31 protein-coding genes and 1 pseudogene are annotated in these 24964 nt (G+C 62.0%); 10 read left to right on the forward strand and 22 right to left on the reverse strand.

Going from position 1 to position 24964, the window contains the following annotated elements; genetic code table 11:
* Positions 1–43: 43 nt before the first annotated feature.
* From VK682_RS25475 to VK682_RS25510, 8 genes and pseudogenes are all read right to left on the reverse strand, one after another.
* Positions 44–442: pseudogene (locus VK682_RS25475) on the reverse strand (coproporphyrinogen III oxidase); the annotation flags it as partial.
* 50 nt (positions 443–492) lie between these two features.
* Complete coding sequence (locus VK682_RS25480; RefSeq protein ID WP_324782829.1) at positions 493–1185, reverse strand: NnrU family protein; 693 nt, start codon at positions 1183–1185, stop codon at positions 493–495.
* Entirely contained in the window at positions 1185–1400 is a 216-nt protein-coding gene (locus VK682_RS25485; protein WP_206896040.1) for an NnrT protein, read from the reverse strand. Before VK682_RS25485 ends, VK682_RS25480 begins: the two co-directional genes overlap by 1 nt.
* Entirely contained in the window at positions 1397–1582 is a 186-nt protein-coding gene (locus tag VK682_RS25490) for a hypothetical protein (RefSeq protein ID WP_206896041.1), read from the reverse strand. Before VK682_RS25490 ends, VK682_RS25485 begins: the two co-directional genes overlap by 4 nt.
* 1 nt (position 1583) lies before the next feature.
* Positions 1584–3458, reverse strand: coding sequence for a nitric oxide reductase activation protein NorD (locus VK682_RS25495; protein ID WP_206896042.1), 1875 nt, complete (start codon positions 3456–3458; stop codon positions 1584–1586).
* Positions 3459–3462: 4 nt separating this feature from the next.
* Entirely contained in the window at positions 3463–4257 is a 795-nt protein-coding gene (locus tag VK682_RS25500) for a CbbQ/NirQ/NorQ/GpvN family protein (RefSeq protein WP_324782830.1), read from the reverse strand.
* 4 nt (positions 4258–4261) lie between these two features.
* Positions 4262–5617, reverse strand: a complete 1356-nt coding sequence (locus tag VK682_RS25505; RefSeq protein ID WP_324782831.1) for a cbb3-type cytochrome c oxidase subunit I — start codon at positions 5615–5617, stop codon at positions 4262–4264.
* A 20-nt stretch (positions 5618–5637) separates the two neighbouring features.
* Positions 5638–6090: a c-type cytochrome gene (locus VK682_RS25510; RefSeq protein WP_324782832.1), complete on the reverse strand. Its 453-nt coding sequence runs from the start codon at positions 6088–6090 to the stop codon at positions 5638–5640.
* A 125-nt stretch (positions 6091–6215) separates the two neighbouring features.
* Here VK682_RS25510 and VK682_RS25515 point away from each other — a divergent pair, with 125 nt between their 5' ends.
* Positions 6216–6461: a DUF1858 domain-containing protein gene (locus VK682_RS25515; protein ID WP_324782833.1), complete on the forward strand. Its 246-nt coding sequence runs from the start codon at positions 6216–6218 to the stop codon at positions 6459–6461.
* Positions 6462–6527: 66 nt separating this feature from the next.
* Here the strand turns inward: VK682_RS25515 and VK682_RS25520 are convergent, their stop codons facing one another.
* Positions 6528–7223 (reverse strand): Crp/Fnr family transcriptional regulator, encoded by a 696-nt coding sequence (locus tag VK682_RS25520; RefSeq protein WP_206896047.1) that lies wholly within the window; start codon positions 7221–7223, stop codon positions 6528–6530.
* A gap of 99 nt (positions 7224–7322) precedes the next feature.
* Here VK682_RS25520 and VK682_RS25525 point away from each other — a divergent pair, with 99 nt between their 5' ends.
* The 5 genes from VK682_RS25525 (at position 7323) to VK682_RS25545 (ending at position 12304) form a co-directional block, all read left to right on the forward strand.
* The gene (locus VK682_RS25525) at positions 7323–7751 is read left to right on the forward strand and encodes a pseudoazurin (protein ID WP_324782834.1); all 429 of its coding nucleotides are present in this window, start codon (positions 7323–7325) and stop codon (positions 7749–7751) included.
* Between the two features lie 76 nt (positions 7752–7827).
* Entirely contained in the window at positions 7828–9018 is a 1191-nt protein-coding gene (locus VK682_RS25530; protein ID WP_324782835.1) for an NnrS family protein, read from the forward strand.
* Between the two features lie 395 nt (positions 9019–9413).
* Entirely contained in the window at positions 9414–10130 is a 717-nt protein-coding gene (locus tag VK682_RS25535; protein ID WP_324782836.1) for a sulfite exporter TauE/SafE family protein, read from the forward strand.
* Positions 10022–11494: a bifunctional sulfate adenylyltransferase/adenylylsulfate kinase gene (locus tag VK682_RS25540; protein ID WP_324782837.1), complete on the forward strand. Its 1473-nt coding sequence runs from the start codon at positions 10022–10024 to the stop codon at positions 11492–11494. Before VK682_RS25535 ends, VK682_RS25540 begins: the two co-directional genes overlap by 109 nt.
* A gap of 111 nt (positions 11495–11605) precedes the next feature.
* Positions 11606–12304: a FadR/GntR family transcriptional regulator gene (locus VK682_RS25545; protein ID WP_324782838.1), complete on the forward strand. Its 699-nt coding sequence runs from the start codon at positions 11606–11608 to the stop codon at positions 12302–12304.
* 11 nt (positions 12305–12315) lie between these two features.
* On the opposite strand, the gene VK682_RS25550 is transcribed toward VK682_RS25545, so the two are convergent.
* From VK682_RS25550 to VK682_RS25580, 7 genes are all read right to left on the reverse strand, one after another.
* Positions 12316–13212 carry a DMT family transporter gene (locus VK682_RS25550; protein WP_324782839.1) on the reverse strand — a complete coding sequence of 299 codons (897 nt, stop codon included), beginning with the start codon at positions 13210–13212 and terminating at the stop codon, positions 12316–12318.
* Positions 13213–13487: 275 nt separating this feature from the next.
* On the reverse strand, positions 13488–14003 hold the full coding sequence (locus VK682_RS25555; RefSeq protein ID WP_324782840.1) for an AAA family ATPase: 516 nt from the start codon (positions 14001–14003) through the stop codon (positions 13488–13490).
* A gap of 56 nt (positions 14004–14059) precedes the next feature.
* On the reverse strand, positions 14060–15016 hold the full coding sequence (locus tag VK682_RS25560; RefSeq protein ID WP_324782841.1) for a mechanosensitive ion channel family protein: 957 nt from the start codon (positions 15014–15016) through the stop codon (positions 14060–14062).
* A 370-nt stretch (positions 15017–15386) separates the two neighbouring features.
* Positions 15387–15830 (reverse strand): nucleoside diphosphate kinase regulator, encoded by a 444-nt coding sequence (rnk, locus tag VK682_RS25565; protein ID WP_230798022.1) that lies wholly within the window; start codon positions 15828–15830, stop codon positions 15387–15389.
* Between the two features lie 83 nt (positions 15831–15913).
* Positions 15914–16381: a hypothetical protein gene (locus tag VK682_RS25570; protein WP_324782842.1), complete on the reverse strand. Its 468-nt coding sequence runs from the start codon at positions 16379–16381 to the stop codon at positions 15914–15916.
* A 293-nt stretch (positions 16382–16674) separates the two neighbouring features.
* Complete coding sequence (locus VK682_RS25575) at positions 16675–16890, reverse strand: hypothetical protein (protein ID WP_230798020.1); 216 nt, start codon at positions 16888–16890, stop codon at positions 16675–16677.
* A 98-nt stretch (positions 16891–16988) separates the two neighbouring features.
* Entirely contained in the window at positions 16989–17291 is a 303-nt protein-coding gene (locus tag VK682_RS25580; RefSeq protein WP_324782843.1) for a DUF1127 domain-containing protein, read from the reverse strand.
* 612 nt (positions 17292–17903) lie between these two features.
* On the opposite strand from VK682_RS25580, the gene VK682_RS25585 reads away from it, so the two are divergent.
* A complete protein-coding gene (locus tag VK682_RS25585) occupies positions 17904–18362 on the forward strand; it encodes a hypothetical protein (protein ID WP_150282296.1) in 459 nt (152 codons plus the stop codon).
* 91 nt (positions 18363–18453) lie between these two features.
* Here VK682_RS25585 and VK682_RS25590 read toward each other — a convergent pair whose 3' ends face one another.
* The gene (locus VK682_RS25590) at positions 18454–18870 is read right to left on the reverse strand and encodes an RrF2 family transcriptional regulator (RefSeq protein ID WP_150282295.1); all 417 of its coding nucleotides are present in this window, start codon (positions 18868–18870) and stop codon (positions 18454–18456) included.
* 125 nt (positions 18871–18995) lie between these two features.
* On the opposite strand from VK682_RS25590, the gene VK682_RS25595 reads away from it, so the two are divergent.
* From VK682_RS25595 to VK682_RS25605, 3 genes are all read left to right on the forward strand, one after another.
* The gene (locus VK682_RS25595; RefSeq protein WP_324782844.1) at positions 18996–19694 is read left to right on the forward strand and encodes a 5-formyltetrahydrofolate cyclo-ligase; all 699 of its coding nucleotides are present in this window, start codon (positions 18996–18998) and stop codon (positions 19692–19694) included.
* Between the two features lie 2 nt (positions 19695–19696).
* Positions 19697–20110 carry a PAS domain-containing protein gene (locus tag VK682_RS25600; RefSeq protein WP_150282294.1) on the forward strand — a complete coding sequence of 138 codons (414 nt, stop codon included), beginning with the start codon at positions 19697–19699 and terminating at the stop codon, positions 20108–20110.
* 376 nt (positions 20111–20486) lie between these two features.
* A complete protein-coding gene (locus VK682_RS25605) occupies positions 20487–21221 on the forward strand; it encodes a pseudouridine synthase (protein ID WP_324782845.1) in 735 nt (244 codons plus the stop codon).
* A gap of 14 nt (positions 21222–21235) precedes the next feature.
* Here the strand turns inward: VK682_RS25605 and gdhA are convergent, their stop codons facing one another.
* The 5 genes from gdhA to VK682_RS25630 form a co-directional block, all read right to left on the reverse strand.
* A complete protein-coding gene (gene gdhA, locus VK682_RS25610) occupies positions 21236–22591 on the reverse strand; it encodes an NADP-specific glutamate dehydrogenase (protein ID WP_324782846.1) in 1356 nt (451 codons plus the stop codon).
* Between the two features lie 285 nt (positions 22592–22876).
* Positions 22877–23758, reverse strand: a complete 882-nt coding sequence (locus tag VK682_RS25615; protein WP_324782847.1) for a DUF2189 domain-containing protein — start codon at positions 23756–23758, stop codon at positions 22877–22879.
* Positions 23752–23925 carry a hypothetical protein gene (locus VK682_RS25620; protein WP_204353393.1) on the reverse strand — a complete coding sequence of 58 codons (174 nt, stop codon included), beginning with the start codon at positions 23923–23925 and terminating at the stop codon, positions 23752–23754. Before VK682_RS25620 ends, VK682_RS25615 begins: the two co-directional genes overlap by 7 nt.
* A complete protein-coding gene (ccoP, locus tag VK682_RS25625; protein ID WP_324782848.1) occupies positions 23922–24800 on the reverse strand; it encodes a cytochrome-c oxidase, cbb3-type subunit III in 879 nt (292 codons plus the stop codon). Before ccoP ends, VK682_RS25620 begins: the two co-directional genes overlap by 4 nt.
* Positions 24791–24961 carry a cbb3-type cytochrome c oxidase subunit 3 gene (locus VK682_RS25630; protein WP_069086739.1) on the reverse strand — a complete coding sequence of 57 codons (171 nt, stop codon included), beginning with the start codon at positions 24959–24961 and terminating at the stop codon, positions 24791–24793. The genes ccoP and VK682_RS25630 overlap by 10 nt, the downstream gene beginning before the upstream one ends.
* Positions 24962–24964: the final 3 nt, after the last annotated feature.

The raw sequence follows: 24964 nt of genomic DNA on the forward strand, positions 1-24964 counted from the left end.
TCTCGATGACAATGCTGGGTCAGTTCTCAGTGACATCCAACAGGATGACGGTCCGGACAGCCCGGGCCAGCCGGTGGATCAGATGCGGTGGCAGGATCGTCGGCGTGCCGCCGCCCCAGTGCATCCGGCCCATCCGCAGACCTTCGGGCAGGGTGTCCTTCAGCAGAGCAAGCTCCTGTTCCAGCGTGCCGATATAGCTTTCGACCGGGGACAGGGTCTTGGTGCCCTGCGTCCGACAGGCGCAGAACCAGCACAGCCGCTCGCAGAAGGGGATATGCATATATATCGAGACCGGCTCGTCCGGGTCCAGTGCCGTGAGGGCGCGGGCCTGCTCTGCCGCGCCGACCTCGGGAGAGAAGACAGGGGCCGTGGGGTATGAGGTGTAGCGGGGCACCCGGGCGTCAAAGAGGCCAAGGGATCTGAGGCGGTCGATCTGTTTCATGCGCCCCGTGTGTGCCTTTTCCGCGCCCGCGACGTTGCGCAAGATCAAGTTCAGGCCGGAAAAGGCGAGACGCCGATCAAAAGCGTATGCAGGTGCAGGGCGGCGGTCCAGATCAGCAGGCCGATGGCGGTGCGGATCGCCAGAGGTCGGGCGTTGGCAGCGCGCCAGCTCTCGTCTGCAAAGGGGCGGAGCGAAAGGATCGCGGTGGCCCCGAAGTAGGGCGCGGCCCCGTTGCCAAGAGTCCGGCGGGCCTTTGCGTCGAAGGCGGGAATGGCGGCGACGGCCATGATCGCGAAACTGCCGAAGAGGATGACGTGGGCGAGGTCTCCGTTCGGCACGAGATGCGCCCCGGCCCACAGCGCCAGCGCAAGGAACAGCGGGTGTCGGCAGACGGCTGCGAAACCCGGTTTTTCGGGATCGATGATGGCGTCGCGCTTGCCGCCAAGCGTGTAGGGGTTCCGCAGACCGAATCCGCAGAAAACCAGCACGGTGGCAATGGGCATCGCGATATTGGGCATCCACCTCGTCCAAGGTGCCTGTGGCCAGAGTTCGACATAGGGTGCCCGGCCTGCCGCGACGATGACCCAGACGAGCAGGGTGAGGGACAAGAACCCATAGGCCGAGAAATACAAGCGCCGCCCGACCGCGCCAATTAGCCTGTCGCGCAGGCCGCCGATGCGCGGCAGAAAGTGGCTGGCAACGAAGATCGTCAGTGCGAGCGTGTATTCCGTCCATCCGGTCATCAGCTTTCGGCCTTCTCCATCAGTCGCACGATGTGACAGGCAAAGGCGTAGGTCGCGGGAAGGCCGATGACCAGCCCCCCGGCTGCGGATTGCCAGGGCGTCAGCACCGGCCAGCCCATCCATGACCCGATGAGCGAGGCGAAGAAGAGGTTCACCCCCATGGCTCCGGCGCCAAACGGGTAGAGCGCCGCAAAGAGCTTTGGCGAAGGTCTCATCTCCGGCTCACCAGCATCTGTACGGCGACCAGCGACAGCAGCAGCGCGACGGAGCCGACGAAGAACCAGAACTCCGCCGCTTCGGTCTGGGGTTGCGGGATGGGTCTGTCGAAGGCCTCCGCAAGGGCGGTCGTGGGCAGGATCGTCGTCAGATACTGGGCGATGGTGAGGATGCGTTTCATCTCAGCTCTCCATGGTCAGGGTTTGATAGATTTCGGGCAGGGCGCGGGGCAGTCGCTCGGGATGCGGCAGCAGGGTAAAGCCCGCGCGCCCGAAGATGCGGGCGAACCAGTCCTGCCCATCCTGATCGACGATGACGCCATGCACCGCCTGGCCGAGGGCGCGGGCTTCACGGACGGCCATGCGGCTGTCCTCGATCCCGTGCTGGCCCTCGTAGTGGTCGAGGTCGTTGGGTTTGCCGTCGGTCAGCACCAGCAGCAGGCGGCGGGTCGCGCCTTCCTCGGCAAGTTGCGCCGAGACATGGCGGATCGCCGCGCCGAGTCGGGTGTAGTGGCCGGGCGCAAGGCCGCCGATCCGGGCAGTGATGTCGCCGGACATGGGTTCCTCGAAGGTCTTGGCGCGATGCAGAAAGACGCGATCGCGGCGTAGGGACGAAAAGCCCCAGATGCCAAGTCGATCCCCAGCGGTGTCGATGCCTTCGGCCAGCGATGACAGGGCTTCGCGGGCGACCTCGATGACCGAGGTGTCGCCGATCGCGGCCTCGGTCGAGCGGGAGCAGTCCATCAGGATCGCCACCGACAGGTCCCGCGCCATTGGGCGGCCCGCCTGCCAGACCCGGTCGGACCCTTCCTGTCCCGAGGCGATGTCGGTGCGCGAGGTGACGATGGCGTCGAGGTCCAGGTCTTCACCGTCGATCTGCCGGGGCAGGATCACGCGGCGTGGATGCAGCGGCGCGAACTGGCGTTTGACCCGGGCGACGAGGCGCGGATCGGGGGCGTATTCGGCGCGCGGTTTCGCGGGGGCTTCCAGAACGCGGGTATGATCGGGCATGTAGTCGCCGGTGCGGCGGTTCCATTCGGGGTAGGTGAACTTGCCTGCCAGCATCTCGTGATCGGCGTCCTGCGGCGATAGGTCCAGCGACAGGCGCAGACGGGTCGCCGCGCGCTTCATGTTCTCGGAAAATGTCAGGTGATCCTGATCCTCTGCCGCCTTTGCGGCGTTGTCCTGATCGTCGTCATCCACCATGCGGTTGATGTTCAGGCTCTCGGCCCATGACATGATCGTCTCGAACCGGTGAATGATGAACCCGTCGTTGCGGTTGGCTTGGTCCCGGTCTTCGCGTTTCGCCTCTTTCCGGTTGGGAACGGCAAAGGCGGGGGCCTGATCGGGTTCCTCCGCTGTATCCGCCGCGCCCTTGCCAGTGGTGCGCGGCAGGAACCGCAGCCAGATCGGCACCGGGGCATAGCTCTTGTAGCCGCGCGGGGCGGGGGCATCGACTTCTTCGATCCCGCCGCGCTGACAGCCGATCTGGTCGAGGATCATCAGCTCGACCGAAGCCTCGTGCCGGGGCAGGGCGCCGCGTTTGCGTAAGGCGCAGGTCTCGACGCAGAGGGCTCGGTAATCTTCCTGAAGGCCAGGGCAGGCGCGGAAGGCGCTGTCCATTGCGGTCTCATTCGCGGCGATCTGGGCGAGGTCGTTGCGGTAGGGGTCGTCCAGCCGCACGGGAAACTCGGCAAAGGCGGCGATGGCGGCGAGCCAGAGATAGGCTTTGCGGTTCAGCTTCCGCGTGGAAAAGCAGTCCATCACCGGCGGCAGGCGCAGGCGGTCACCATCGAAATCTGCCACATGCACCATTTCGCGCGGAGTGCCGACCCGGCGGAAAAGGCCAGGCCGATGGTCAGAGGAGGCGAGGGGGGATGCCACGATCTCGACCCCCGCCGGGCCGCCGAGGGCCCGGAAGAGTGCGGCAAGGCTGGGGCGCACGGCGTCGAAGGTGACGGCGCGGCCGGCGTCCGATGCCGCCCTGCGCGTGGCCATGTCGTGCCAGAGGTTGCCGACGGTTTCCTCCGGCTCCATGAGGTCGAGAACGTGGATCATGGCATCACCCGAACACGGCGCTGGCGATATCGCGCAGGGCCTGTTGAACGTCCGGCTCATCGCTGAGCGGTTCGATGATCGCGGCCTGAAGGGCCCGGTCGACGGGCATCCCCTTGGCGATCATCGTGGCGGCGTAGATCAGCAGACGGGTCGAGACCCCTTCCTCAAGATCCATGCCCGAGAGGTTGCGGATACCGCCCGCCAGTCGGACCAAGGCCTTCGCCCGGCCTTCGTCCAGCCCGCTTTCGCGGATCACGACCGGCACCTCGACCTCCGATGTCGGAAAATCGAACCCGACGGAGACGAAGCGCTGCCGGGTCGAGGGCTTCAGCTTTTTCAGGATGTTCTGGTAGCCGGGGTTGTAGCTGGCGACGAGCATGAAGCTGTCGGGCGCCACCAGTTCCTCGCCCGTCTTGTCGATGACCAGCCGGCGGCGGTCATCGGTCAGCGGATGCAGGACGACGGTGACATCCTTGCGGGCCTCCACCACCTCGTCGAGGTAGCAGATGCCGCCTTCGCGCACTGCCCGGGTGAGCGGCCCGTCGATCCAGACGGTCTCGCCGCCCTTCAGCAGGTAGCGCCCGATCAGGTCGGCGGCCGAGAGGTCGTCGTGGCAGGCCACCGTGTGCAGCCGCAGGCCGAGCCGCGCCGCCATGTGTTCCACGAAGCGCGTCTTGCCGCAGCCGGTCGGCCCCTTCAGAAGAAGGGGCAGAGCGTTGGCATGGGCCGTTTCGAACACCGCGCACTCATCGGCGACGGGCTGGTAGAACGGCAGGTCGGCTGTGTTGAGGTCTTTCATCGGATCACTCTCCCGGAACGGCCGCGTCTTTGATCACGGGGCCGGGTTTGACCACCTCGCGGCGCACCACGAGCATGGAATAGATGAAGAGGAGCGCGCCCAGCACCACCGCCACACCCGAGCCGAAGCGCATCAGGTAGAAGAGGCCAAGCTGGTCCTGCACGTCCATGTAGTAGTCGCCCACGATCCGTTGCATGTGGGTCTGGATGGTGCCGGCGAAGGTGAGCGTGAAGGTCATGAAGCACATGCCCCCGGTCATCAGCCAGAAGCTGGCCATGTTGAGCACCTGGTTGTAGGGCGCGCGGTTGCGCAGGTGCGGCATGGCATAGCTGAACATCGCGAGGTTGAGGGCCACATAGGCGCCGTAGAACGACAGGTGCCCGTGGGCGGCGGTGATCTGCGTGCCGTGGGTGTAGAAGTTTACACCGTGCAGCGTGTGCAGGAAGCCCCAGACACCCGCGCCGAAGAAGGCCACGGTGGAGGACCCGAGCGACCACAGAAGCGCAGCCTTGTTCGGGTGGTTCTTGCGGCCCTTCCAGACCATCACGAAGGCGAAGGACATCATGGCGAAGAAGGGGACCACCTCGAAGGTCGAGAAGATCGAGCCGATCCACTGCCAGTAGCCCGGTGTGCCGATCCAGTAGAAGTGGTGCCCTGTGCCGAGGATGCCCGAGAAGAGTGCCGTGGCCACGATGACATACAGCCATTTCTCGATCACCTCGCGGTCGACGCCGGTTAGTTTCAGCATCAGGAAGCCGAGGATCGCAGCCATGACGAGCTCCCAGGTCGCCTCGACCCAGAGGTGCACGACCATCCACCAATACATCTTGTCGAGCGACAGGTTGTCCGGATTGATGAAGGCGAAGACCCAGAGCAGGCAGAGCAGCCAGAGGCCCATCATGAGGATGTTGGTGATCGCCGTCTTGCGGCCCGCGAGGAAAGTCAGCGAGACATTCACGAGGAAGATCACCGCCGCCACGAGGATGCCGAACTTGACCCAAAGCGGCTGTTCGAGGAACTCACGACCGCCGTGGATGCCGACAAGGTAAGAACCAACGGCGCCGAGCGTGCCGACCACGAGGATCGCCAGTTGGAGGTAGGCCAGCTTGACCGAAAATATCTCGCGTTCGCTTTCCTCGGGGACGAGGTAGTAGGCGGCGCCGAAGAAGCCGAGCAGAAGCCAGACGATCAGCGCGTTGGTATGGATCATTCGGATGACGTTGAACGGCAGGATTTCCGACAGCGTGTTTGGCGAGACGTAGATCCAGCCAGCAAGAAGCCCGCCCAGCACCTGGATGCCGAAAAGGGCCATGGCCACGAGGAAATAGGCGTAGGCCACTTTTTGCGATTGGTATTTCATGGTTTTCTCCTGGAAAAGGCTTAGCCCGCGTCGTTCGGCGGCCAGTTCTGGGTGTCGGTCTGATCGGCCCAACGGAGGAATTCGGCGAGCGCGCGCATCTCCTCCTCGGTGATCTCGAAATGCGGCATCTGGCGGCGGCCCTCGATGCCCGATGGCTGCGCCTGCATCCATCCGTCCAGCATCTCGAAGGCGCCCTCGGGGTCGTCGGCGACGCCCCAACGGGTCATCACGTTGCCGACCTCGGGTGCGAAATAGGCGCCTTCGCCGTGCAGCGTGTGGCAGTTGATGCAGGAGTTGCGTTCCCAGACGTGCTTCCCCAGCCGAACCTCGTCGGTGAGGGGCATTCCGGCGGTGGCATTGTCCACGATGTGGCGGTGGCTCTGCGCCGTCAGGGCCACGAACACGACGACGAAGAAGATGGATCCCCCGTAGAACACGTTCCTGGCCCGCGATTTGGTGAGTAATTCTGACATGTCGCGGTCCCGACAAATTGTTGCGGATACCGGATGTCTATTGGCTGCGATTTCGCCACTTGTTGCGAAATCGCAAAGAACGGGACGAAAGATGAGCGCAGCATGCGGGTATGAAAAGACCCGCTATGAGCAAGCCTGACTTCGACGACCCCAATCTGCCCTTGTCAGAGTTGTTTGCGGCCTGGCCCGAGGTTGCAACCGTGTTTTTTGATCGCCGGATGTTGTGTCCTGGCTGTCCGATTGCACCCTTTCACGCGATTACAGATGCGTGTCTCGAATATGACCTGTACGAAGACGCTTTCCGGGCAGCGTTATCCTCGCGCATCGATGCCAAGGCTGATGGCGCCGGGAAACGCGGCTCAAACAGGTGACCGAGGTAAGGACTCGCCAGGATCATTCCACCCTACGACGTTCGCAGCGCCTTCCTCAAGCGATGGTTATCCTTCGATGCCGCTCAAGACAACGAGGCGGTGTGGCTCCGTGACCACGATGTGTTTGCGCGTCGACTGCACAATACCGTCCTTCTGCCAAGCCGAGAGCAAACGGCTGACCGTGTGCAAGGTCGTGCCGGTCATTTCTGATATGTCGTGCCGAGTGACGGGAAAGGCAATTTCGATTCCTCCCTCTGTCTTCCGCCCTGTTTGGTTCACAAGTCGCAACAGAGCGCAGGCCACGCGCTTCTCCACGGCCTGCGTCGCCATCTCGGTCAGTGTATCCTGAATCTGGCCCAAACGCTGACCGAGTGTCTTGTAACTCTCGGTCGCGAAGCCAGGGTAGTTCGTGGTGAAGTCTGACCAGAGGTTGACGGGCCACGAGAGCGCAATCGACTCGGCGGCAGCGATGGACGTTGCCGGATAGGTGCCGCGCTGCAAGGCCGGGGCTATCCCGAACAGCTGACCGGGCGAGATATGCAGAACGATGATCTGGTCACCACCGGGCGTTGTCCGAACCACGCGCAGATAGCCGTCGAGCAGCAGATAGAACCGGTCCGCGTCATGTCCTTCCCGAAAGATCTCGGTCCCTTCCTCGTATCGACGTGACACCGCGTGGTCGAGGACCTCACGAATCTGGGATCTCTCAAGAAGGGAGAAGGGGGGCAGGTCGCTCAGAAGGCTTTCGTCGAGTTTGGGCAAAATTCGGGTCCGGAGTTTGTTCAAGAGCAACGTTCTGTCCCCCACCTTAACGCATACCGGGGTCAGCAAACGCAACCGGACAAATGAAAGGATGTTCCGATGCTGATGAAACTGATGATGACCGCCGCCCTTGTTCTCACCACTGGCGCTGCCGGGGCGGAGACGTTCGAAATCCACATGATGAATAAGGGGGAGGCCGGAGCTATGGTTTTCGAACCTGCCTTCGTGAAGGCGCAGCCCGGTGACGTGGTGAGGTTCATTCCAACCGACAAGGGCCATAACGTCGAGGATATCGACGGGATGCTTCCAGACGGGGTTGAAGGCTTCAAGACCAAGTTCAACGAGGAGTTCGACCTGACCGTCGATGCCGAAGGCATCTACGGCATCAAGTGCACGCCGCACTATGCCATGGGGATGGTTGCGCTGATCCAGGTCGGCGAGGCGGTGAACCTCGATGAGGCGACCGCCGTGGAACAGAAGGGCAAGGCCAAAGCCCGCATGGCGGATCTGATCGCCCAGGTCGAATGACGCAGCGTCCCGCGTCAAATGACCGATCCGGGCGGTGCCACTGGCGCCGCCCGATTGCATTCCAGAGGTAAGAGCCATGAAAACGCGCGAAATTTATGAAGGCCCGGCACTCTTCAGCTATGGCTTTCGTCCTTTCTTTCTTTTTGCGGGCGTCTTTGCTGTCGTCGTGATCCCGATCTGGTGGTTGGTCTGGCGCGGAGATGTCAGCATCAGCGGCCACCTCGCATCGACCGATTGGCACATACACGAAATGATCTTCGGCTATGGCGCAGCTGTGGTAGCCGGGTTCCTGTTCACGGCCGTTCCGAACTGGACGGGGCGGATGCCCACACGAGGTTGGCCGTTGGTTGTCCTGCTGGCGCTATGGCTGGCGGGCAGGGCCAGTGTCGCGGGGCTGTTGCCGGTTGGTCCGGTCGGGGCCGCCATCATCGACCAGATGTTCCTGTTGGCTGTCGCCGCGATGATGGCACGGGAAATCGTCGCCGGTCGCAATTGGAAGAACCTGAAGGTGCTTGTCCCGGTGTCCCTGCTTTGGGGGGCGAATATCCTGTTTCACGTCGAGGCGTTGACCCAGGGCGTGTCCGACATCGGTCGGCGGCTTGGAATCGCCCTGCTTATCTTCCTGATCACGCTGATTGGGGGGCGCATCGTGCCGAGCTTCACGCGGAACTGGCTTGCCCAACGCAGGCCGGAGCGGTTGCCGGTGGCGTTCAATCGTTTCGACGGTGTCTGCATCCTGATCGGGGCTGCCGCACTGGTCAGCTGGGCCATCGCGCCATTTCATACCGCGAGCGTTCTTGCCGGCGGCGCCGCAGCTTTGTTGCACCTGATGCGGCTGCTGCGTTGGCGGGGACTGGCGACCTGGCAATCGCCACTTCTTCTGATGCTTCACGTCGCATACCTGATGGTGCCGCTCGGCTTTCTTTCCATCGGGGCCGGAGCGGCAGGTCTCGTTGGTCCGGTCGTCAGCGCGCATGTGCTGGGCATCGGCTCTGTTGTCGGGATGACCCTGGCTGTCATGATGCGGGCAACAATGGGCCATACCGGCCGGCCATTGGTTGCCGGACCCTGGCTGACGAGCGCATTTGCTCTGATCTGTGGTGCCACTTTGGCGCGTGTTGCTGGCCAAAACGTAGTGCTTGGTGGTCTCAACGGTGTCGATCTTTCCGCAGTTCTCTGGACGCTGGCTTTCTTTGCCTACCTATGTCGCACAGGGCCGTGGCTCCTAAGTCCCAAGATCGGGCGCAAAGCAGCGTCCAAGTCATGATACGCGTGATCGCGTACCAGGGCAGCGATGTTGCGAAGGCTTGCCGGTGATGGCGGAGATGGCTGCGCCCGAGTCATCGGAGATCGCTGGCCTGAGCCCCAACTATTCCTCCGAAAAGGCGAGGTTCCGCGGGTTGATGTGCTCTGCTTCCAACTTTGGACCGCCCGAAGTTGGACTTTTCCAGCTGCCTCCCGATGACGGGCTGGTGACGCCATCGGGATAGTGCATGGGACTCGGGACGTTGTACCCGATCACGCTGTGAGGTCGGTCCTCCTCAGCCCGGCGGTCGAGTCAATCCTCACTCATCTCAGAGCGGTCCTCGAAAAAGTAGACCAATTTGCAGACCATTTGAGTAACGGGACAGAGACGCGATGATTCAAGTCGAGGATGCGCGAATGCTTTCCATAATCATATTGGTCGTGGCGGGTCTGGCCGCCGGCATGGTCAATGCCATTGCCGGTGGCGGAACTCTTGTCAGCTTTCCTGCTCTGGTCTGGCTGGGAGTACCACCGATCATGGCCAATGCCACGGCGACGCTGACCGCCTTGCCCGGCTATGTCGGTAGTGCTTGGGCCTACAGACAGGATATATCCGCCGAGGGAAGCCTCGGGCTTCGGAGCATCATTTTGACCGCCGCGCTCGGCGGCCTGGCCGGTGCGGGGCTACTTTTGATCACGCCGGGCGACGCCTTTGTCGGAATCGTACCTTGGCTCCTGCTCACGGCCACTCTGCTCTTTGCTGCCGGTCCGGGTCTCTTAAGGCTGGTTCGCGCGAGGGGACTGCAGATCGGACCAGGTCTCTCGGCTTTCACGGTCTTCCTCGTTGCTGGCTACGGTGGCTATTTCAATGGTGGTCTTGGCATCATGCTACTGGCGGTGTTCAGCCTGATCGGCTTCCAGAACCTGCACGGAATGAACGGCCTGAAAAACCTGCTGTCTGCCGTGCTCTCCTTGGTGTCGGGGTCGTCGAGAACATGCGGCTTGCGGATGGGTCTCTCTGGCCGATGCCCATCACCCTTGATGTGTCCGAGCGCTTCGCGGAGGCTCTCGAAGAGGGGAACGAGATTGCGCTCCGCGATCAGGAGGGCGTCATCCTCGCAACCATGGCCGTAACCGACATATGGGTGCCCGATAAGTCGCGCGAGGCGGAAATGGTCTTCGGGGCTGACGACATCGCCCATGCCGGTGTGAATTACCTCCACAACGAGGCGGGCAAGGTTTATCTCGGCGGGCCGGTTACCGGAATCGAGGCCCCTGTGCACTACGATTTCAAAGGGCACCGCTACACGCCCAATGAGTTGCGGGCCATGTTCCGCAAGCTCGGCTGGAATCGCGTCGTGGCCTTCCAGACCCGCAACCCGCTGCATCGCGCGCATCAGGAGCTGACGTTCCGTGCGGCCAGGGAGGTGCAGGCCAACCTCCTGCTCCACCCGACCGTCGGTATGACCAAGCCGGGCGATGTCGACCACTTCACGCGCGTGCGCTGCTACGAGGCGGTGCTCGACAAGTATGCGGCCGCGACGACGGCGATGAGCCTGCTCAACGTGGCCATGCGGATGGGCGGGCCGCGCGAGGCGCTCTGGCACGGGCTCATCCGGCGCAATCACGGCTGCACCCACTTCATCGTCGGCCGCGATCATGCCGGTCCGGGGAAGAACAGCCAGGGAGAGGATTTTTACGGCCCTTACGATGCGCAGGAACTCTTCAAGACGCACGAGGCAGAGATGGGGATCGAGATGGTTCCCTTCAAACACATGGTCTACGTCCAAGAGCGGGCCCAGTATGAGCCGGCCGACGAGATCGAGGAGGGCGTGACGGTGCTCAACATTTCCGGCACCGAGCTGCGGCGACGGCTTCGCGAGGGGATCGACCTTCCGGAATGGTTCTCATTTCCCGAGGTCGTTCGGGAATTGCGCCGCACCAGCCCTCCGCGTGCGCAGCAGGGTTTCACTGTGTTCTTCAACGGGCTCTCGGGTGCTGGCAAGTCGACCATAGCCAATGCGCTTCGAGTGAAACTCATGGAACTAGGCGGGCGACCGGTGACGCTGCTCGATGGGGATATCGTCCGAAAGAACCTTTCCTCCGAGCTGGGGTTTTCCATGGAACATCGCGATCTGAACATCCGCCGGATCGGCTTCGTAGCCAGCGAGATCACCAAGAACGGCGGTATCGCCATCTGCGCACCCATCGCTCCTTATGCAGCGACGCGGCGCGCGGTGCGTGAAGATGTCGAAAGCCATGGCGCCTTCATCGAGGTCCACGTCGCAACCAGCTTGGAGGAATGCGAGCGGCGCGACCGAAAAGGCCTCTACAAACTCGCTCGAGAAGGTAAGATCGCGGGTTTCACGGGGATTTCGGATCCCTACGAGATTCCGGAAGCACCGGAGTTGCGCGTGCAGACGGAAGGTCCCGACGTCGACAACTGCGCGCATCAGGTGATCCTGAAGCTCGAGAGTCTTGGATTGATTTCCGGGTAGCGGACGATCCGGGAGGACGTTCGCTTGGGCAAGTGGACGCCCTCCCGGAAGTACGACGCGTTTGCCCAGTACGACCTTTGGTCTAAAAGTTTGGTCTGGAAGGGGGAGACCATGGGGATAGCAAAGGATACGGTGCGCGCGCGACTGTGGCAGATTCTTGAGGAGTGGGCGCCCGCGTCGGGAGATCGACTACCGCCGGAACGCGAGCTGAAGAATCTCGTTGGGTGCAGTCGAGAGACGCTCCGAACCGCGCTCGCGACTCTTGAAACGGAGGGAGAGATCTGGCGGCATGTTGGGCAAGGGACCTTCCGGGGCCGCACGCCCTTGGGCCGCCCGGTCAAGGACACGCTGCTGCTTGAAGCAACGACACCCGCGGACCTGATGGACGCGCGGCGTTTGCTCGAGCCGCAGGTGGCGGCGGCCGCCGCGGCGCGCCGCGAGAAAGATGACATCACCCTTCTGCGCAAGCGCGTTGCCGAAGGGCGTGAGGCACACGATCGCGCGGGCTGCGAACGTGCCGATGACGCCTTCCATCAGTCTATCGCCGAGGTTGCACGCAATCCGGTCCTCATCGCCCTCCTGCGTCATTTCTCGAGTGCCCGATGCCGTGCGGTCTGGCAGAGGGAATGGGACCGCACCTATCGGCGAGTTGGCGTGGAAGAGTTCACCAAGGCGCATAGCGATCATCACGAACAGGTCGTCGACGCGATTGCCGCCGGCGACGGGACAGCCGCTCATCATGCCATGGCCCACCATCTCGAGACTGTCAGCATCGACATGGGCGTTCTCAACCCAGTGCAGTCGTGCTGATGAAGCCTCTATCACCGAGGCCGGACTCTCCGGCTTTTGTGGGCGATTGGCAACATGGAGGCCGGCGCGCGTGATCTCTCCCGGTAAACGACGTAAAGGCCCGAGGCGAGGATGACTGCAACCCCCAGCCAGGTCATCCCGTCCGGAAACTCCCCGAAGACCAGGTAGCCGGCGGCGGTGGCGCCGATGATCTCGAGATACTGGAACGGCGCCAGGAGACCGGCTTCGGCGTGGCGAAAGGCTTCGGCGATCAGGACATAACTTGCAGCGGCGAGGAGGCCGCTACCCAGGATGAGGACCGAGGCCCAAGTCGAAAGGGCGCTCGGGTCCGGAGTCACAATTCCCGCTGCGTGAAGACCGGAAGAAAGCGCTACCATGCCGAGGCAGGCATAGGTTGTGGCGCCGCACTGAATGGTCAGCCCGGAGCGGGTGCGCGCGGCGCGGCGGAGGACAATCATGTTGAGCGCATAGGAGACGGCCGCGAGGAGCGGCAGCAGCGCAGCGACCTCGAACTCGGGCCCCGGCCGGATCACGATAAGCGCGCCCGCGAGCCCTGCGCCAACTGCTGCGAGGCGTCGCGGTCCGACTGTCTCGCCGAGGAGTGGACCTGCCAGTACAGTCAGGATCAAAGGCTCAACGAAAAAGACGGCGATTGCGGTGGCAATCGGCATGACCGCGAAGGCGCCGATCAGGCAGATGAGGGTGATCATCACCAGAAGACCGGACAGCGCGACAACCGGCGAGAACATGGCGCCCCTGAGACGGTTCCGCAGCACCACCGCCGCCGGCAGGAGGAAGGCCGCTTGGGCGAGAACGCGCACGGTCGCGACCTCGATCGGGTTCAGTGTCTCCGTCAGCAGCTTCGAAAACGTGTCGCCCAGTGGTAGCAGGAGCATTGCCGCGGCCATGCAGGTCATTCCTGCGAAAGATCCAGTCCACATGGTCTGCGACCTGTCGAGCAAGGCAAGAGTCATAGGACACCTCATAACTTCAGGCTCCGCACGATATGTGCGAGAGCAAGTCCGGGCGTTCAGGACATCGTTTGAAAATATCGGGGCGGGGCAGCGGACGCGCGACGCCATCGCATGCTGCCTTGCAACGCGCATATAGGGGTCTTCGAAGGACTTGTCCAATCCGGAGAGCAGGTAGCTCTCTGGCTTATTGTTTGGCAAGGCCCTTGACGTCAGGCAAGAGCGCTCAGAATGAAATCGGCTCGCGCTTCGACTTTGAGCTTTGGCAGAATGACCAGATCATATCCGAGCCAATCGAAAGCCTCGATCAGCCGATGATGCTCGGCGATGCCGTCCTTCAGATCTTGCTGGCGTTCACTGTCCCTGTGGTGGATCTCTGGCCAAGGTGGAGTTAGAAACACTTGGTGATGGAAGCGGGCGTGTCCCGACAGGCTGACGGACGCCGCCAATCCGCTTGCATGTTCCAGCGCGATGGCCGCATCCAGCAGCCCGCGATCGAAGAACACCCAACCCTGCGAAGACGCGACGCGGTTGCGGTCTCCGGTCGCCATGTCGATGGCGCGCCTTGCGAAGGCTTCGAGATCGACCCAGGGAAGTGCCACACCTGCGCCGTTCAACTCCTCCTGCACGATCTTCCTGCCGGGCTCCTCGACAGTTTCGAAGCCTCGTGAAGCAAGTTCGGCCAGCAACGTCGACTTCCTGCCTCCCGAGCAGCCGGAAAGGACCACGTGCTGGCCTCCATGGCCGTTTTCATCGGATGTCTCGCCATGTTGTCAGCCGCTCCTCACGCCCCGATGTGCTCTGCCTTGGGCGGCGCTGCGAATATCCGTGCGACCTCCGTTTCATGATCGACGGGAAGCATGGCTTTCCCGAGGGGACGGTTCAGCTCGATCTGCATGCGTGGGGTCGGGACTTTCGCTTGCCGCATCGCGCGGTCGATCAGAGATAGAAGCTCGTCCCGGCAGTCGACGTCCCGTTCGAAGCGCGACAGCCAAAACCGGACCGCATAGGAATTGCCGTCGCTTCCCAGCTCCTGAACGCGGACATCCGGTGCCGGTTCGGTCTGGATCAGGCGCGCTTCTCTCACCGCCTTCAGGATCATTTCCTTGGCGGCATCCACGGAAACCTCATGCGATAGCTTCAGAGACAGCTGCGCACGATACTGCGGTTTCGGAGCGGAATAGTTGATGATGCGTCGGCGCGCAATCTGGCTGTTCGGCAGGATCATGTAGGTCGAGTCCAAGGTCAACACCCGTGTCGTGCGCCAGCCGATCTCGATAACCTTGCCTCGTGCGACCTGCTCGATATCGACCCAGTCCCCGATTCGGTAGGGTGCCTCGACCCCCAGTGCAATGCCGGACAGCGTGTCAGCCACGACGTTCCGGATTGCGAACCCCAGCACCGCGAGTATCAAGCTCGATCCAGCAAGCGCGCCAAGGAGACCTTGTTCCAGCAAAAGCGCGGCAGAGGCAACGATGGCGGCGAAGAACAGCAGAACCGCCACGAGATCCCGAAACAGGCGCGGGTATGGGCGCTTGTGGCGTCTCCGGCGATCTGCGAACAGACCGAACAGTCGGCTACCGAGCCAGGCCGCAGCAAGGCAGCCGACAACGCCGCCAAGCAGGCGGAGAGATAGTCCGACCCGCTGCTCGACATCCTGGTCGAAGAATACCAGACCGGCGGCGACAATAAGCAGAACGGAAGGCCACACCAGCCGACGGAGAAAAGAGAGACGTCTCATGTCAGCAGCCCTGTTGCTGGTGCCGCGATGGTCGGCGAGACCGGCACTGGAGGCAGGTCACGGCAGCGCCGGCATGTCGCTCGACGGCAGAGCCACAACGACGACAGGAAATTCGGATAGTGGGAGTATTGCCCCCGAGAATGTGCCGACAGCTGGGGCACCGATGGGCGGCCGCCCGGGGAAGCGATGTCTTGCAGGACGGGCAGGCAAGCGGAAGGTGACGATTCATGAGACCCTCTTTCAACGGGAAGAAAAGACGCCGAAGCGGCGATTGCCGATATCCCGGAAGGAGCGTCGTGGCTTCGTCAGCGCATCGAGCGGCTCCTTCCGGGCAGAGCATGGGCTTCGGCAGGGCCCAGGGAATGTCCGTTCATCGTGCCTCCAGACCTTCGGGGGCATCCTGGGGCGCGACGTGGAGCACGGTCAGAACCCGCCGCTTTCCATCCCTGGTATCCCAGTGGAGCGATGCGCCCTCTGCCAGTCCGATCAGGGCAACCCCGATCGGTGTCAGGATCGAGATCCGCCCGCGTGCGATGTCGGCGTCCTCTGGATAGACGGGCGTTACCGTCTTTTCCTGGCCGGTCGACTCATCCCGATAGGTGACCGCGCGACCGATGGCCACGACGTTCTGCGGGAGTTTCGCCGCCGGAACGATACGCGCCCGGCCGATTTCGCCGAGCAGCCGGTCGGCAAGGTCCGGGTTGCGCTGGATCGCGCCCTCCGCAAGTGCCTCGAGCCTTTCCAGGCAGTCTGCACCTATGACGACCCTGGGCCGCCGGCCGGTGCCGCGTGACGTAGAGAGTTGTTTGTTCATCGTAGTTTCCTTTCCACCAACTGGTGGTGTGAGTGAACTATAGGTGGCCATGGCCCCTGATCCGCCAGGGGTGGATCAGAGCATCAGGCCGCGGTTTGGTCCGGAGACGGATGCACATCCAACACCACGACGACTTCGATCTGACCGTCATCCCGCAGAAGCGGAACCTTCTGCAGCTTTCGCATTCCGATCAGGGTGGCTCCAAGCAATGAAGCAACGAGAATATGTCCCGGGACCGGCGTGGGGTTCATGGAGAGCACGCCGCTGCGAGCGCCCTCACCGCTGATCATGTAGGTGACGTGGCATCCGGCCACGACAAGATCAGGCGAGGCCGGCTCGGGAGTTCCGCGCGAGATCCGCAGCTTGTGGCGCAGCAGCCCGTTTAGCAGAGCGGGATTGGACGAATTCCTGGTTCCGCGATAGCGAAGCAGGTGCTCGATGCCGAGCCGGTCTTCGACAGTGAGAAGAAAGCCGCGCCCGACAGCGGAGCGTTCAAAGACCGATCGAAAGTCACTGCCGGCAGGCTGGTGGGTGATCCTGGTAATGGTCATGATATGTCTCCCGGAGCGGTAAAGCCCGCGTTCTCAGATGCAAGGATGTGAGAATGCCCCGGGTGGTCGAAGACGCGCTTATGCGCAGACCGCCCGGGGACCCGGGCGGTTCAGAAGCAGAAACCGAAAAAGGTTTTCGTGCGTGACCATGAGGAGACCTTAGTCTTTGGGCGCACCCTGTCAATCTTCGAGACCGGGCGGGTTTTGGAACGGACACGGATGCACAGATCCCGCAAAGGTGAAGAAGGCGAATTATTGACGAAGTCCACGAGGCGGACTTCGACGACAGGGGGTCACCGACGGCGCAGCTCGAAGACTGAGCCACGTTGAGTTTCCTGGATCGGCCGGCGGTGTGGCAGCGGGATGATGTTTGCCGATGTCGTGCGACCACCATCGTCTTCCCAACGCGCCAGGCATTTGGCGCTCGGCTCAGCGACCGAACTCACCATGTCACTCGGCCGGAAAAGCTCCGGAAACAGTTCTTCGAAATCTGCCTTGCAAAGCATCATTTTGTCACTCCTTTCCATCGCTCCATAGGGAGCAACTACACCGCGAATGCTGCGCACCACTGCAGTCCAGTGGTGCGCGTTCTCGAGAATAGGATCGGCTATGCCGTTCGGCCGCCGCGCCACCGCGCATCGACCTCCACATCCGGAGAAACTGGACGCATGCTCAGTTCGCGATCCGTGAGACCATCGACGACGCGCGGGATATCGCTGCGATCAATCCCGATGTCGCGCAGCAGGCGATCGTCCATGCCTCGAAGAGTTTCGATCATTTTCCGGCGTTGCCAGCGGTGGAATGCGGTCCGGAGCCAATGTCGAAACGCTCCGGGCTTGCGGTTGCGCGGACTGGCCGCTCGAGGGGGTGGGAAGTGATGGTTATTGGATTTGAAGACGTGGGGGTGCATGTCATGCTCCATGACGAAGAAACTGAACCGAGACGCACGCACCACGTCAGCCGGGGTCTTTCGGCCAGGTTGGCGCGTTTGTCACTTCGACTGATCTGTAAGAGATCGAGAAGACCCCGAGGCGCGGACCGGCACGCGGCCTGATCCCGCCCGGGCTACCGGCGGTTCAGTGTGTTTCCTGCGTTGAGCAGGAACCTCGTATGAAGACTGAACATGGTCATGACTGAGATATCGGCATTCCGCGTGCGTATATCAAGAGCACGGCGTGGCCTGCGACCTTCTGGCGCTGCCGCCATGAGAGGCGGACGAGGCTCATGGATGATGCCCCGCCAAAGGAATTCGGTGACCTCGGTTTTATTGTCGCGCAGCAGTGAGAACAAACTCTTATAGTGTTGTCACTTCGCCGCACCGCGGCCGTGACGGTTGACAGAATCCATTTGTTGCATAGCCTGTGTACATGGTTACGAACGAAAGCCTCTTCCGGTTTCTGCTTCTGAACCGCCTCCCTGCCCGGGGGGCGAGCGCGTAAACGCGTTCACGGCCACCCGGGGATTTCTCGAACATTTTGATAGAAACATCGGGTCTGCTGAGTTCAGCCCCTGGGAGACAACCATGACCAACGCACAACATGCGCGGGTGCCGAATAGCTTTGCTTACGACACAGCGCCAGAACACCGCCTCAACGATGTAGAGTTTTATCTTCGGCCTTCTGACCGCGCCGACATCGAGTGGCTGCTTTCTCGAGATGACCCTGCGGCACAGAACATGCCGCGTCTAGTAGAGGGGATCCTGCGCTACAAGATGCGAAAGGCCGGGAAAGCGGTTGGCAAAGGCATCGACCAAATCGCATTGCCTATGAAACGCATTACTTATGCTGAAAGCACTGGTTCAGTACAGAAAGGCATTTTGACCATGAGTATAATAGAACGGCCGGGCCATATTCCCGTGGGATCTCTGCTGGGTGCAACTCTCTTAGGTATGTCAAGGCACCAAAAAGAGCCATTAAAGAAGGAAGACGGCAGTACTGTCATTGTCCACGTTATGAAGATCGAAACCGTGGAACCGGTCTGACGCGTCGAGTAGCGGACTGATCTACGGTAAGGAACCGCACGTAACGTGCCGTCTCAGTTAACGTACGCCAACATGGCGTCATGAAGCCGCGTCAGACAGGTTCCGGTGCGGGGAGGGCAACATCGGCAAGGGTCGAACGGTTGAGGTTCTCGATAAAGGCCATCTCGGCCACCCGAAGCCGGGTCTTTAGGCGACAGCATCCGCCGATCGTGCAATCCCCGCCGTTCGGTTGAAAGCACTCGACAAGGGCTTGGCCCTCTTCCAACACTCGCACCACGTCCCCCAACCGGATTTCCTCGGGGGCGTGGGCCAGGGTGGCACCGCCACCGCCTCCACGACGTGTCTGCACCAGCCCCGCCCGACCGAGTTTTTGCATGATCTTAATAAGATGGTTGCGGGAAAGCTCGAATTCCTCGGCGAGATCAGCCGTGGAAAAAGCCCGGTCCGGCGCGCTGGCAAGGCGCATCAACATGCGGAGTCCGTAGTCGGTGAAGGAGGTAAGGCGCATCTGCCATCCATGAAGTGGTATTTACAGTGCCTATTATGGCGCTTATCCAGAGAAGTGAACAGTCCCGGCGCAGAGAGGCAGCTCCTGCCACGAGGATAACTATACCTGAAGTTGGGAGTCCGGACATGGGAAATGGGTCCAACAGCTTCAAGAGTGAGGGAAACTTTGCCTCGCCGCCCTGCATGGCGGCAGAGGTCGATCCTGGGTATTTCGACCCCTTGGCCGTAGATCCCGAACAAGCGCGCGACGTGGCCCGGTGGCGCACGGCGGAACGCAAGCGGCTTCGCGAAGAGCGTCGGACGCTTTCCTCGTCCCAGAGGACAATAGCCAGTGCAGCGATGATGGCAGGACTGGACAGATTGTTTGCGGCGCACTTTGCCGGGATAGGCGACGTAGTCGTCGCATTCTATTGGCCGATCAAGGATGAGCCGGACCTGCGACCTTTGATGGTCGAGATGCAGGCGTCTGGCCGCAGCATCGCTCTGCCTCTGGTGGAGACGCGGGCGGCGCCCCTGGTGTTCCGCCTGTGGACTCCGGAAACCCGGATGGAGCGCGGACACTGGAACATTCCCGTGCCGCCACGGGACGCTCCGGAGGTGATGCCGGACGTCGTTCTCGCACCTCTCATGGGATGGGACAGCGAAGGCTATCGCCTTGGCTATGGTGGAGGGTATTTCGATCGAACCCTGGCGGCGCTCTCGCCGCGCCCCTTCAGCATCGGCGTGGGTCTCGCCGCGGCGAAGCTACCCACAATCTATCCGCAACCCCACGATATCCCGATGGATGTCATACTCACCGAGCGTGGGACCGACGTAGGAGGGTAACAATGCACAGGGATCAGATTGCGCGAAAGCTGTTCGAGGGCATGCCCGATGCGCTGGTGGTCGCCGACCGCAAAGGCATCATCCGCGTCTGGAACGGGGGCGCGGAGCGGATATTCGGCTTTGCAGAGGGTGAGGCGCTTGGTCAGTCATTGGACATCATCACGCCGGAGCGCCTGCGCGAGCGACACTGGAACGGCTACGAGGCCACCATGCGGACCGGCCAAACCAAATATGGCGCAGGCGATCTGCTATCTGTTCCAGCAATCCGGAGGGACGGAGCGCAAATCTCGATCCAGTTCTCCATCGTCCCGTTGCGCGGCGAGGACGGTGACTTGCAGGCGGTCGCGGCGATCATGCGCGACGTCACCGAGGACTTCGAAGAGCGCAAAAGGTTGCAGCGCGCGCTTCGCGGTTGAGAGCACCGTCGAGGCTGTCAGGCACTGGATTCGGCCAGCGTAACCGGGACGGCGTACGCCGAACTGAGCTCACCTTGGGAAAACGCGTGCTGCGTGAGCTTCAATGCCCGGTCTGGCGAAAAGTGTTCAGCTGAGGAATCTTCTGTAGCCCCAGCCAAGCGCTGGCTCCGATCGAGTGAAGAAGGAAACACCACAACACCAAGCGACCCCTTGGCGCTCTGGGCTATCACCCTCCGGCTCCTGAAACTATCGTTCCGATGGAGCGAAAGCCGGTCATTCTCCAGCATACAAACTGGACTTTCCGGATAGGACCGACCATGGCGATAGAGCCGCAAGAACCCGTCGTGGTGCATTTCGCTTACGAGGATCACCGGATTTGTCCAGCAGTTCATTCACACGTGTAGACAAGCTCTTGTCCTCGATGGGATATGGTGCCCGCAAAGACATCGCGCGGCTGGCGCGGGCTGGTGGCATTGTCTTCGATCAGGCTGAGATCCTGGACGCCTCCGTTCGAATCCCTGTCAGCGCGGACCTGCCCCGCCGCATGACGGTCGCGGGCAAGCCGCTTGATCCGCCTGCTGGCCTGGTCGTCATGATGAACAAACCCCTGGGCGTGACCTGCTCGCACAAGGAGGCAGGCGAACTTGTCTATGACAGGCTGCCTGCTCGCTGGCGACGCCGCAAGCCCGCCATTTCAACCATTGGGCGTTTGGACAAACAGACCACCGGCCTTTTGCTTCTGACCGACGACGGTGACCTTCTGCATCGTATCAGCAGCCCCAGAAGCCGGCTCAGAAAAACCTACCGCGCCACGCTTGCCCGTCCACTCGACGGCACGGAAACCGCACTGTTTGCGTCTGGCAGACTCACGCTCAGAGGCGATGACAAACCTCTGGCACCGGCGGTGTTGGAGATCATCTCGGAAACCGAAGCCCTGATCACCGTGACGGAAGGCCGATACCACCAAGTTCGCCGCATGTTCGCTGCCACCGGCAATTTCGTCGAAGCTCTGCGACGTGAACGCTTGGGCGATCTCTGCCTGCACGATACGCTGGCCCCCGGTCGATGGAAGCTCCTGAGCAAGGAAGAGATCGCCCTCGTCTTTCGATGACCGAGGGCATCGGCTCAGATCACACCCAGCATCCGCATGGCTTTCGCAACCCGCTCGAAACCGGCGATATTCGCGCCCAGGACGTAGTCACCGGGTGCGCCATATTCATCGGCAGTTTCGGCGCATCTGTCGTGAATGCTCTTCATGATTTGAGCCAACCGCTGTTCGGTCTGCTCAAAGCTCCATCGGTCACGGCTGGCGTTCTGCTGCATTTCGAGCGCCGACGTCGCAACGCCCCCCGCGTTCGCCGCCTTGCCGGGCCCGAACAGGATGCCGGCCTCGCGCAGGATGCGGATCGCTTCAGGGGTGCAGGGCATGTTCGCGCCTTCGCCGACAGCCAGAACGCCGTTCTTGACCAGTGATTTCGCGTCCTTGCCTGTCAGCTCGTTCTGGGTGGCCGAGGGCATTGCCACGTCACAGGGTAGATCCCAAACAGAGCTCTTTCCGGCAGGAATGAAACGAGCTCCATTCCCACGTAACCGAGCATACTCCGAAATTCGCTCGCGGCGCACAGATTTGACCTCCTGAAGCAGGGCAAGATCTATCCCGCCTTCGTCTATGATGTAGCCGCTTGAATCCGAACAGGCGATGACCCTGCCACCAAAGGACTGCACCTTTTCGATGGTATGGATGGCAACATTGCCAGCGCCCGACACCACGACGCGCTTGCCATCGAAGTCGGTCTGGCGCGTTTCAAGCATTGCCTTGGTAAAATACGTGTTGCCGAAGCCAGTAGCCTCTGTCCTGGCTCGGGATCCGCCGTAGGCGATGTCCTTGCCGGTAAACACGCCCGATTCATATCGGTTGGTCAGGCGCTTGTATTGCCCGAACATGTATCCGATTTCACGTCCTCCAACGCCGATATCGCCGGCCGGCACATCCGTCTGCTCGCCCAGATGGCGGTGCAGTTCGGTCATGAGAGATTGGCAGAAGCGCATGATCTCGCCATCGGATTTGTTCTTGGGGTCGAAATCCGTTCCGCCTTTTCCGCCACCGATCGGCAGGCCGGTCAGGGCGTTCTTGAAGGTCTGCTCGAAGCCGAGAAACTTGATGATCCCCAGATTGACGGACGGGTGGAAGCGCATCCCTCCCTTGTAGGGACCGAGGGACGAGTTGAACTGGACGCGAAATCCTCGATTGATCTGGACATTCCCTTGGTCATCAACCCAAGGGATGCGAAAGATAATCTGGCGCTCGGGTTCGCAGATCCGCTCGATGAGCGCTTTTTCGAGATAATCAGGGTGCTTTGCCACGACGCGCCCGAGGCTTTCCATCACTTCGTGCACCGCCTGGTGAAATTCCGGCTCGCCCGCGTTTCGCCGCGCCACTTCGGCAAGGATCGGTTGTAGCTTTTCGTCGATATTCTTCATGTGTCTCGTCGCATTAAGGGGAGTGTTGGTTGGATGCTAAAAATGTGTGCATCAGCATCACGAGCGCCCATTTTCCAATCAACTATTTGATCCTCGACTGGTGTGCAAACCGTTATCCCGAAGGAGAAGTCGAAGGGGATGCTGTGAGGGTAAGCTGCGCTGCGTTTGTTCCAAGGCCGACGCCAATCGGTTTCGGGTGCAGCACTGGCGATGCCCCAGACATCTGCATTGCGGCGACCGGTCTCGCATCAGGTCGCAGGCTTTTGCAGCCCCGCCGTTTCCTGGTCAGGCCGGACGAATGAACATGCGGTCATCCTCATGCGCGGCAGCGTCGTCTGAGCGGATGGCGCGGTAGCAATGCCACGTCGCATGTCCCAGCAACGGGAACACCAGGATCAGCCCCAGTCCGGCCGTGAGTAGGCATAGGACAAACAGCACCACCACGATGGCACCCCAGGCGATCATCACCCCGAGGTTGTTCCAGACCATCGCCATGCTGATCCCGAGCGCGGAGAGCGCGTCGGTCCGTTCCGTCAGCAGCATCGGAAAGGCGAAGACGCTGATGGCGAAGGAGAAGGCGGCGAAGAGCGCACCGACGGCAGAGCCGACCAGCAATAGGGCCCAGCCAGTAGGAGTCAGGAGAAGCATCGGAACGATCTCCTCGGTGCCGGGAAAGGCCACCATGCCGAAGAAGAGCGCATAGATGAGGACCGCCGCGCGCATCCACAGCAGGAAGAGCCCCAGAAGCATGACCCCCATGAAGACACCGGCACGGCCGGACCGAAGCCGGACGAAGAGCATCGGCGCGAGGCCGACCGGTTCGCCCGCTTCCAGTCGTCGGCTTTTCTCGTAAAGCCCGCCGGCGATCAGCGGCCCGACCACCATGAAACCCGCGAGCGCCGGGAACAGGGCATAGTCGAATTCCAGGTGGAACAGGAACCACACCACGACGACCGAGACGAGGAAAACGCCGAGGCCGTAGACCAGACTCGAAAGCGGGTGGGTCCAGAGATCGCGCCACCCGGCCCGCAGCCATGTGAAGGCGGTTCGCCACGGCAGGTCGCGGGCATGCGGGCTGGGGCGGGGAAGGGGTGGAACCACCTTCGGGATCATGCCCCCTGCCTGCGGATTGTCGGGCGGCGGAGGGGCGTTGTTCTGGCTCAGCATGATGGTCTCGCCGGGCGATAGGTACCGGCGCCTCCCTTGGCGGTTTCAACGCAGCTCGGTTGCGACGACAGCGAGACCGAGACGAGATGGATGTTGGCGCCCACGAAGATGGCCACGACCAGAAACGCGGCGGAGATCGCCAGAACTCGGGGCCGCTCAATGGTCATTCCGGGCCTCCATCGGCCAGCGAGGTGATGTAAATGGCAAGCATCTTGCGCTGCACCTCAGTCAGGCGGTTTTCCCATGCGGGCATCCAGCCCTGTCGGCCGCCATAGATCGTCTCGAACAGCGCCTGATCGGTGCCACCATAGATCCAGTGAGTGTCCGTGAGATTCGGGGCACCAAGGTCCTGCATGCCCGTGCCATCCGCGCCGTGGCAGCTGGAACAATTGTCGGCGAAGAGCGCGGCGCCTACCTCCAGCCGCTCGGGCGAGGCGCCGCTGTCGAGGCCCGCCAGCGACTGCACGTAGTCCGCTACGATGCGGATCTGGTCCCGGTCGAGCATGCCATCACGGCCGAACGCCAGCATCTCGGCATAGCGCGTGTCGGGATGAGGTGCATTGATGCCGACACGCAGGGTTTCGAGGATCGTCGCGTCATCGCCGCCCCACAGCCAGGCGTCATCGACCAGAGAGGGATAACCGGGGCCACCTTCGGCGCGGCTTCCGTGGCAGGCCGCGCAATTGTCACCGAAGAGTGCGGGTGCTGTCCGGTCGACATGGGTCATTAGCAGGGTGTCGTCACGGATCTTGTCCAACGGGAGCGCAGCGATTTGATCCGCCCAGATGCCACGGGTGGCATCCGCGGCGGCCACGCGCTCTTCCACCTGTGCCTGCTGATCAAGACCCAGAAGCCCGCGGGTATAGGTATTCACCAGAGGCCAGGCCGGCATGAGCACCCAGTAGACCAGCGCCCAGATATGCGTGACGATGATGAAGAACCACACCGCCGGCGGCACGCGTGTGTTCAGCTCGGTGATGCCGTTCCATTCGTGGCCCGTCGTCTGGTGGCCGGTCAGTGGGTCGCGTTCCTTTACCGACATGGCCCGTCCTCGTCATCCAGGATGCTGTTGGCGGCCTTGTCGAAGCGTTTGCCCAGCGACGGCCAGTAGGCGTAGACGGTGATCCCCACGGACAGGGCGATTAGGTAGAACAGCCCGAAGGACTTGGCGATCACCGAGGTCAGGTCATGGGTAAGATCCATCCT

This window comes from Salipiger marinus (assembly GCF_035481585.1).
Classification (GTDB): Bacteria; Pseudomonadota; Alphaproteobacteria; order Rhodobacterales; family Rhodobacteraceae; genus Salipiger; species Salipiger marinus.

Excerpts from the sequence above, each read along its gene's own strand:
- VK682_RS25480 (WP_324782829.1), bottom strand. The coding sequence starts at position 1,185 with ATGACCGGATGGACGGAATACACGCTCGCACTGACGATCTTCGTTGCC.
- VK682_RS25570 (WP_324782842.1), bottom strand. The coding sequence starts at position 16,381 with ATGACCATTACCAGGATCACCCACCAGCCTGCCGGCAGTGACTTTCGA.
- VK682_RS25515 (WP_324782833.1), top strand. The coding sequence starts at position 6,216 with ATGAGCAAGCCTGACTTCGACGACCCCAATCTGCCCTTGTCAGAGTTG.
- ccoP (WP_324782848.1), bottom strand. The coding sequence starts at position 24,800 with ATGTCGGTAAAGGAACGCGACCCACTGACCGGCCACCAGACGACGGGC.
- VK682_RS25545 (WP_324782838.1), top strand. The coding sequence starts at position 11,606 with ATGGGGATAGCAAAGGATACGGTGCGCGCGCGACTGTGGCAGATTCTT.
- VK682_RS25575 (WP_230798020.1), bottom strand. The coding sequence starts at position 16,890 with ATGATGCTTTGCAAGGCAGATTTCGAAGAACTGTTTCCGGAGCTTTTC.
- VK682_RS25630 (WP_069086739.1), bottom strand. The coding sequence starts at position 24,961 with ATGGATCTTACCCATGACCTGACCTCGGTGATCGCCAAGTCCTTCGGG.
- VK682_RS25490 (WP_206896041.1), bottom strand. The coding sequence starts at position 1,582 with ATGAAACGCATCCTCACCATCGCCCAGTATCTGACGACGATCCTGCCC.
- VK682_RS25540 (WP_324782837.1), top strand. The coding sequence starts at position 10,022 with ATGCCCATCACCCTTGATGTGTCCGAGCGCTTCGCGGAGGCTCTCGAA.
- VK682_RS25550 (WP_324782839.1), bottom strand. The coding sequence starts at position 13,212 with ATGGCCGCGGCAATGCTCCTGCTACCACTGGGCGACACGTTTTCGAAG.
- VK682_RS25615 (WP_324782847.1), bottom strand. The coding sequence starts at position 23,758 with ATGCTGAGCCAGAACAACGCCCCTCCGCCGCCCGACAATCCGCAGGCA.
- VK682_RS25530 (WP_324782835.1), top strand. The coding sequence starts at position 7,828 with ATGAAAACGCGCGAAATTTATGAAGGCCCGGCACTCTTCAGCTATGGC.
- VK682_RS25535 (WP_324782836.1), top strand. The coding sequence starts at position 9,414 with ATGCTTTCCATAATCATATTGGTCGTGGCGGGTCTGGCCGCCGGCATG.
- VK682_RS25590 (WP_150282295.1), bottom strand. The coding sequence starts at position 18,870 with ATGCGCCTTACCTCCTTCACCGACTACGGACTCCGCATGTTGATGCGC.
- VK682_RS25495 (WP_206896042.1), bottom strand. The coding sequence starts at position 3,458 with ATGATCCACGTTCTCGACCTCATGGAGCCGGAGGAAACCGTCGGCAAC.
- VK682_RS25485 (WP_206896040.1), bottom strand. The coding sequence starts at position 1,400 with ATGAGACCTTCGCCAAAGCTCTTTGCGGCGCTCTACCCGTTTGGCGCC.
- VK682_RS25585 (WP_150282296.1), top strand. The coding sequence starts at position 17,904 with ATGACCAACGCACAACATGCGCGGGTGCCGAATAGCTTTGCTTACGAC.
- VK682_RS25525 (WP_324782834.1), top strand. The coding sequence starts at position 7,323 with ATGCTGATGAAACTGATGATGACCGCCGCCCTTGTTCTCACCACTGGC.
- VK682_RS25620 (WP_204353393.1), bottom strand. The coding sequence starts at position 23,925 with ATGACCATTGAGCGGCCCCGAGTTCTGGCGATCTCCGCCGCGTTTCTG.
- VK682_RS25505 (WP_324782831.1), bottom strand. The coding sequence starts at position 5,617 with ATGAAATACCAATCGCAAAAAGTGGCCTACGCCTATTTCCTCGTGGCC.
- gdhA (WP_324782846.1), bottom strand. The coding sequence starts at position 22,591 with ATGAAGAATATCGACGAAAAGCTACAACCGATCCTTGCCGAAGTGGCG.
- VK682_RS25500 (WP_324782830.1), bottom strand. The coding sequence starts at position 4,257 with ATGAAAGACCTCAACACAGCCGACCTGCCGTTCTACCAGCCCGTCGCC.
- VK682_RS25560 (WP_324782841.1), bottom strand. The coding sequence starts at position 15,016 with ATGAGACGTCTCTCTTTTCTCCGTCGGCTGGTGTGGCCTTCCGTTCTG.
- VK682_RS25595 (WP_324782844.1), top strand. The coding sequence starts at position 18,996 with ATGGGAAATGGGTCCAACAGCTTCAAGAGTGAGGGAAACTTTGCCTCG.
- rnk (WP_230798022.1), bottom strand. The coding sequence starts at position 15,830 with ATGAACAAACAACTCTCTACGTCACGCGGCACCGGCCGGCGGCCCAGG.
- VK682_RS25600 (WP_150282294.1), top strand. The coding sequence starts at position 19,697 with ATGCACAGGGATCAGATTGCGCGAAAGCTGTTCGAGGGCATGCCCGAT.
- VK682_RS25580 (WP_324782843.1), bottom strand. The coding sequence starts at position 17,291 with ATGCACCCCCACGTCTTCAAATCCAATAACCATCACTTCCCACCCCCT.
- VK682_RS25510 (WP_324782832.1), bottom strand. The coding sequence starts at position 6,090 with ATGTCAGAATTACTCACCAAATCGCGGGCCAGGAACGTGTTCTACGGG.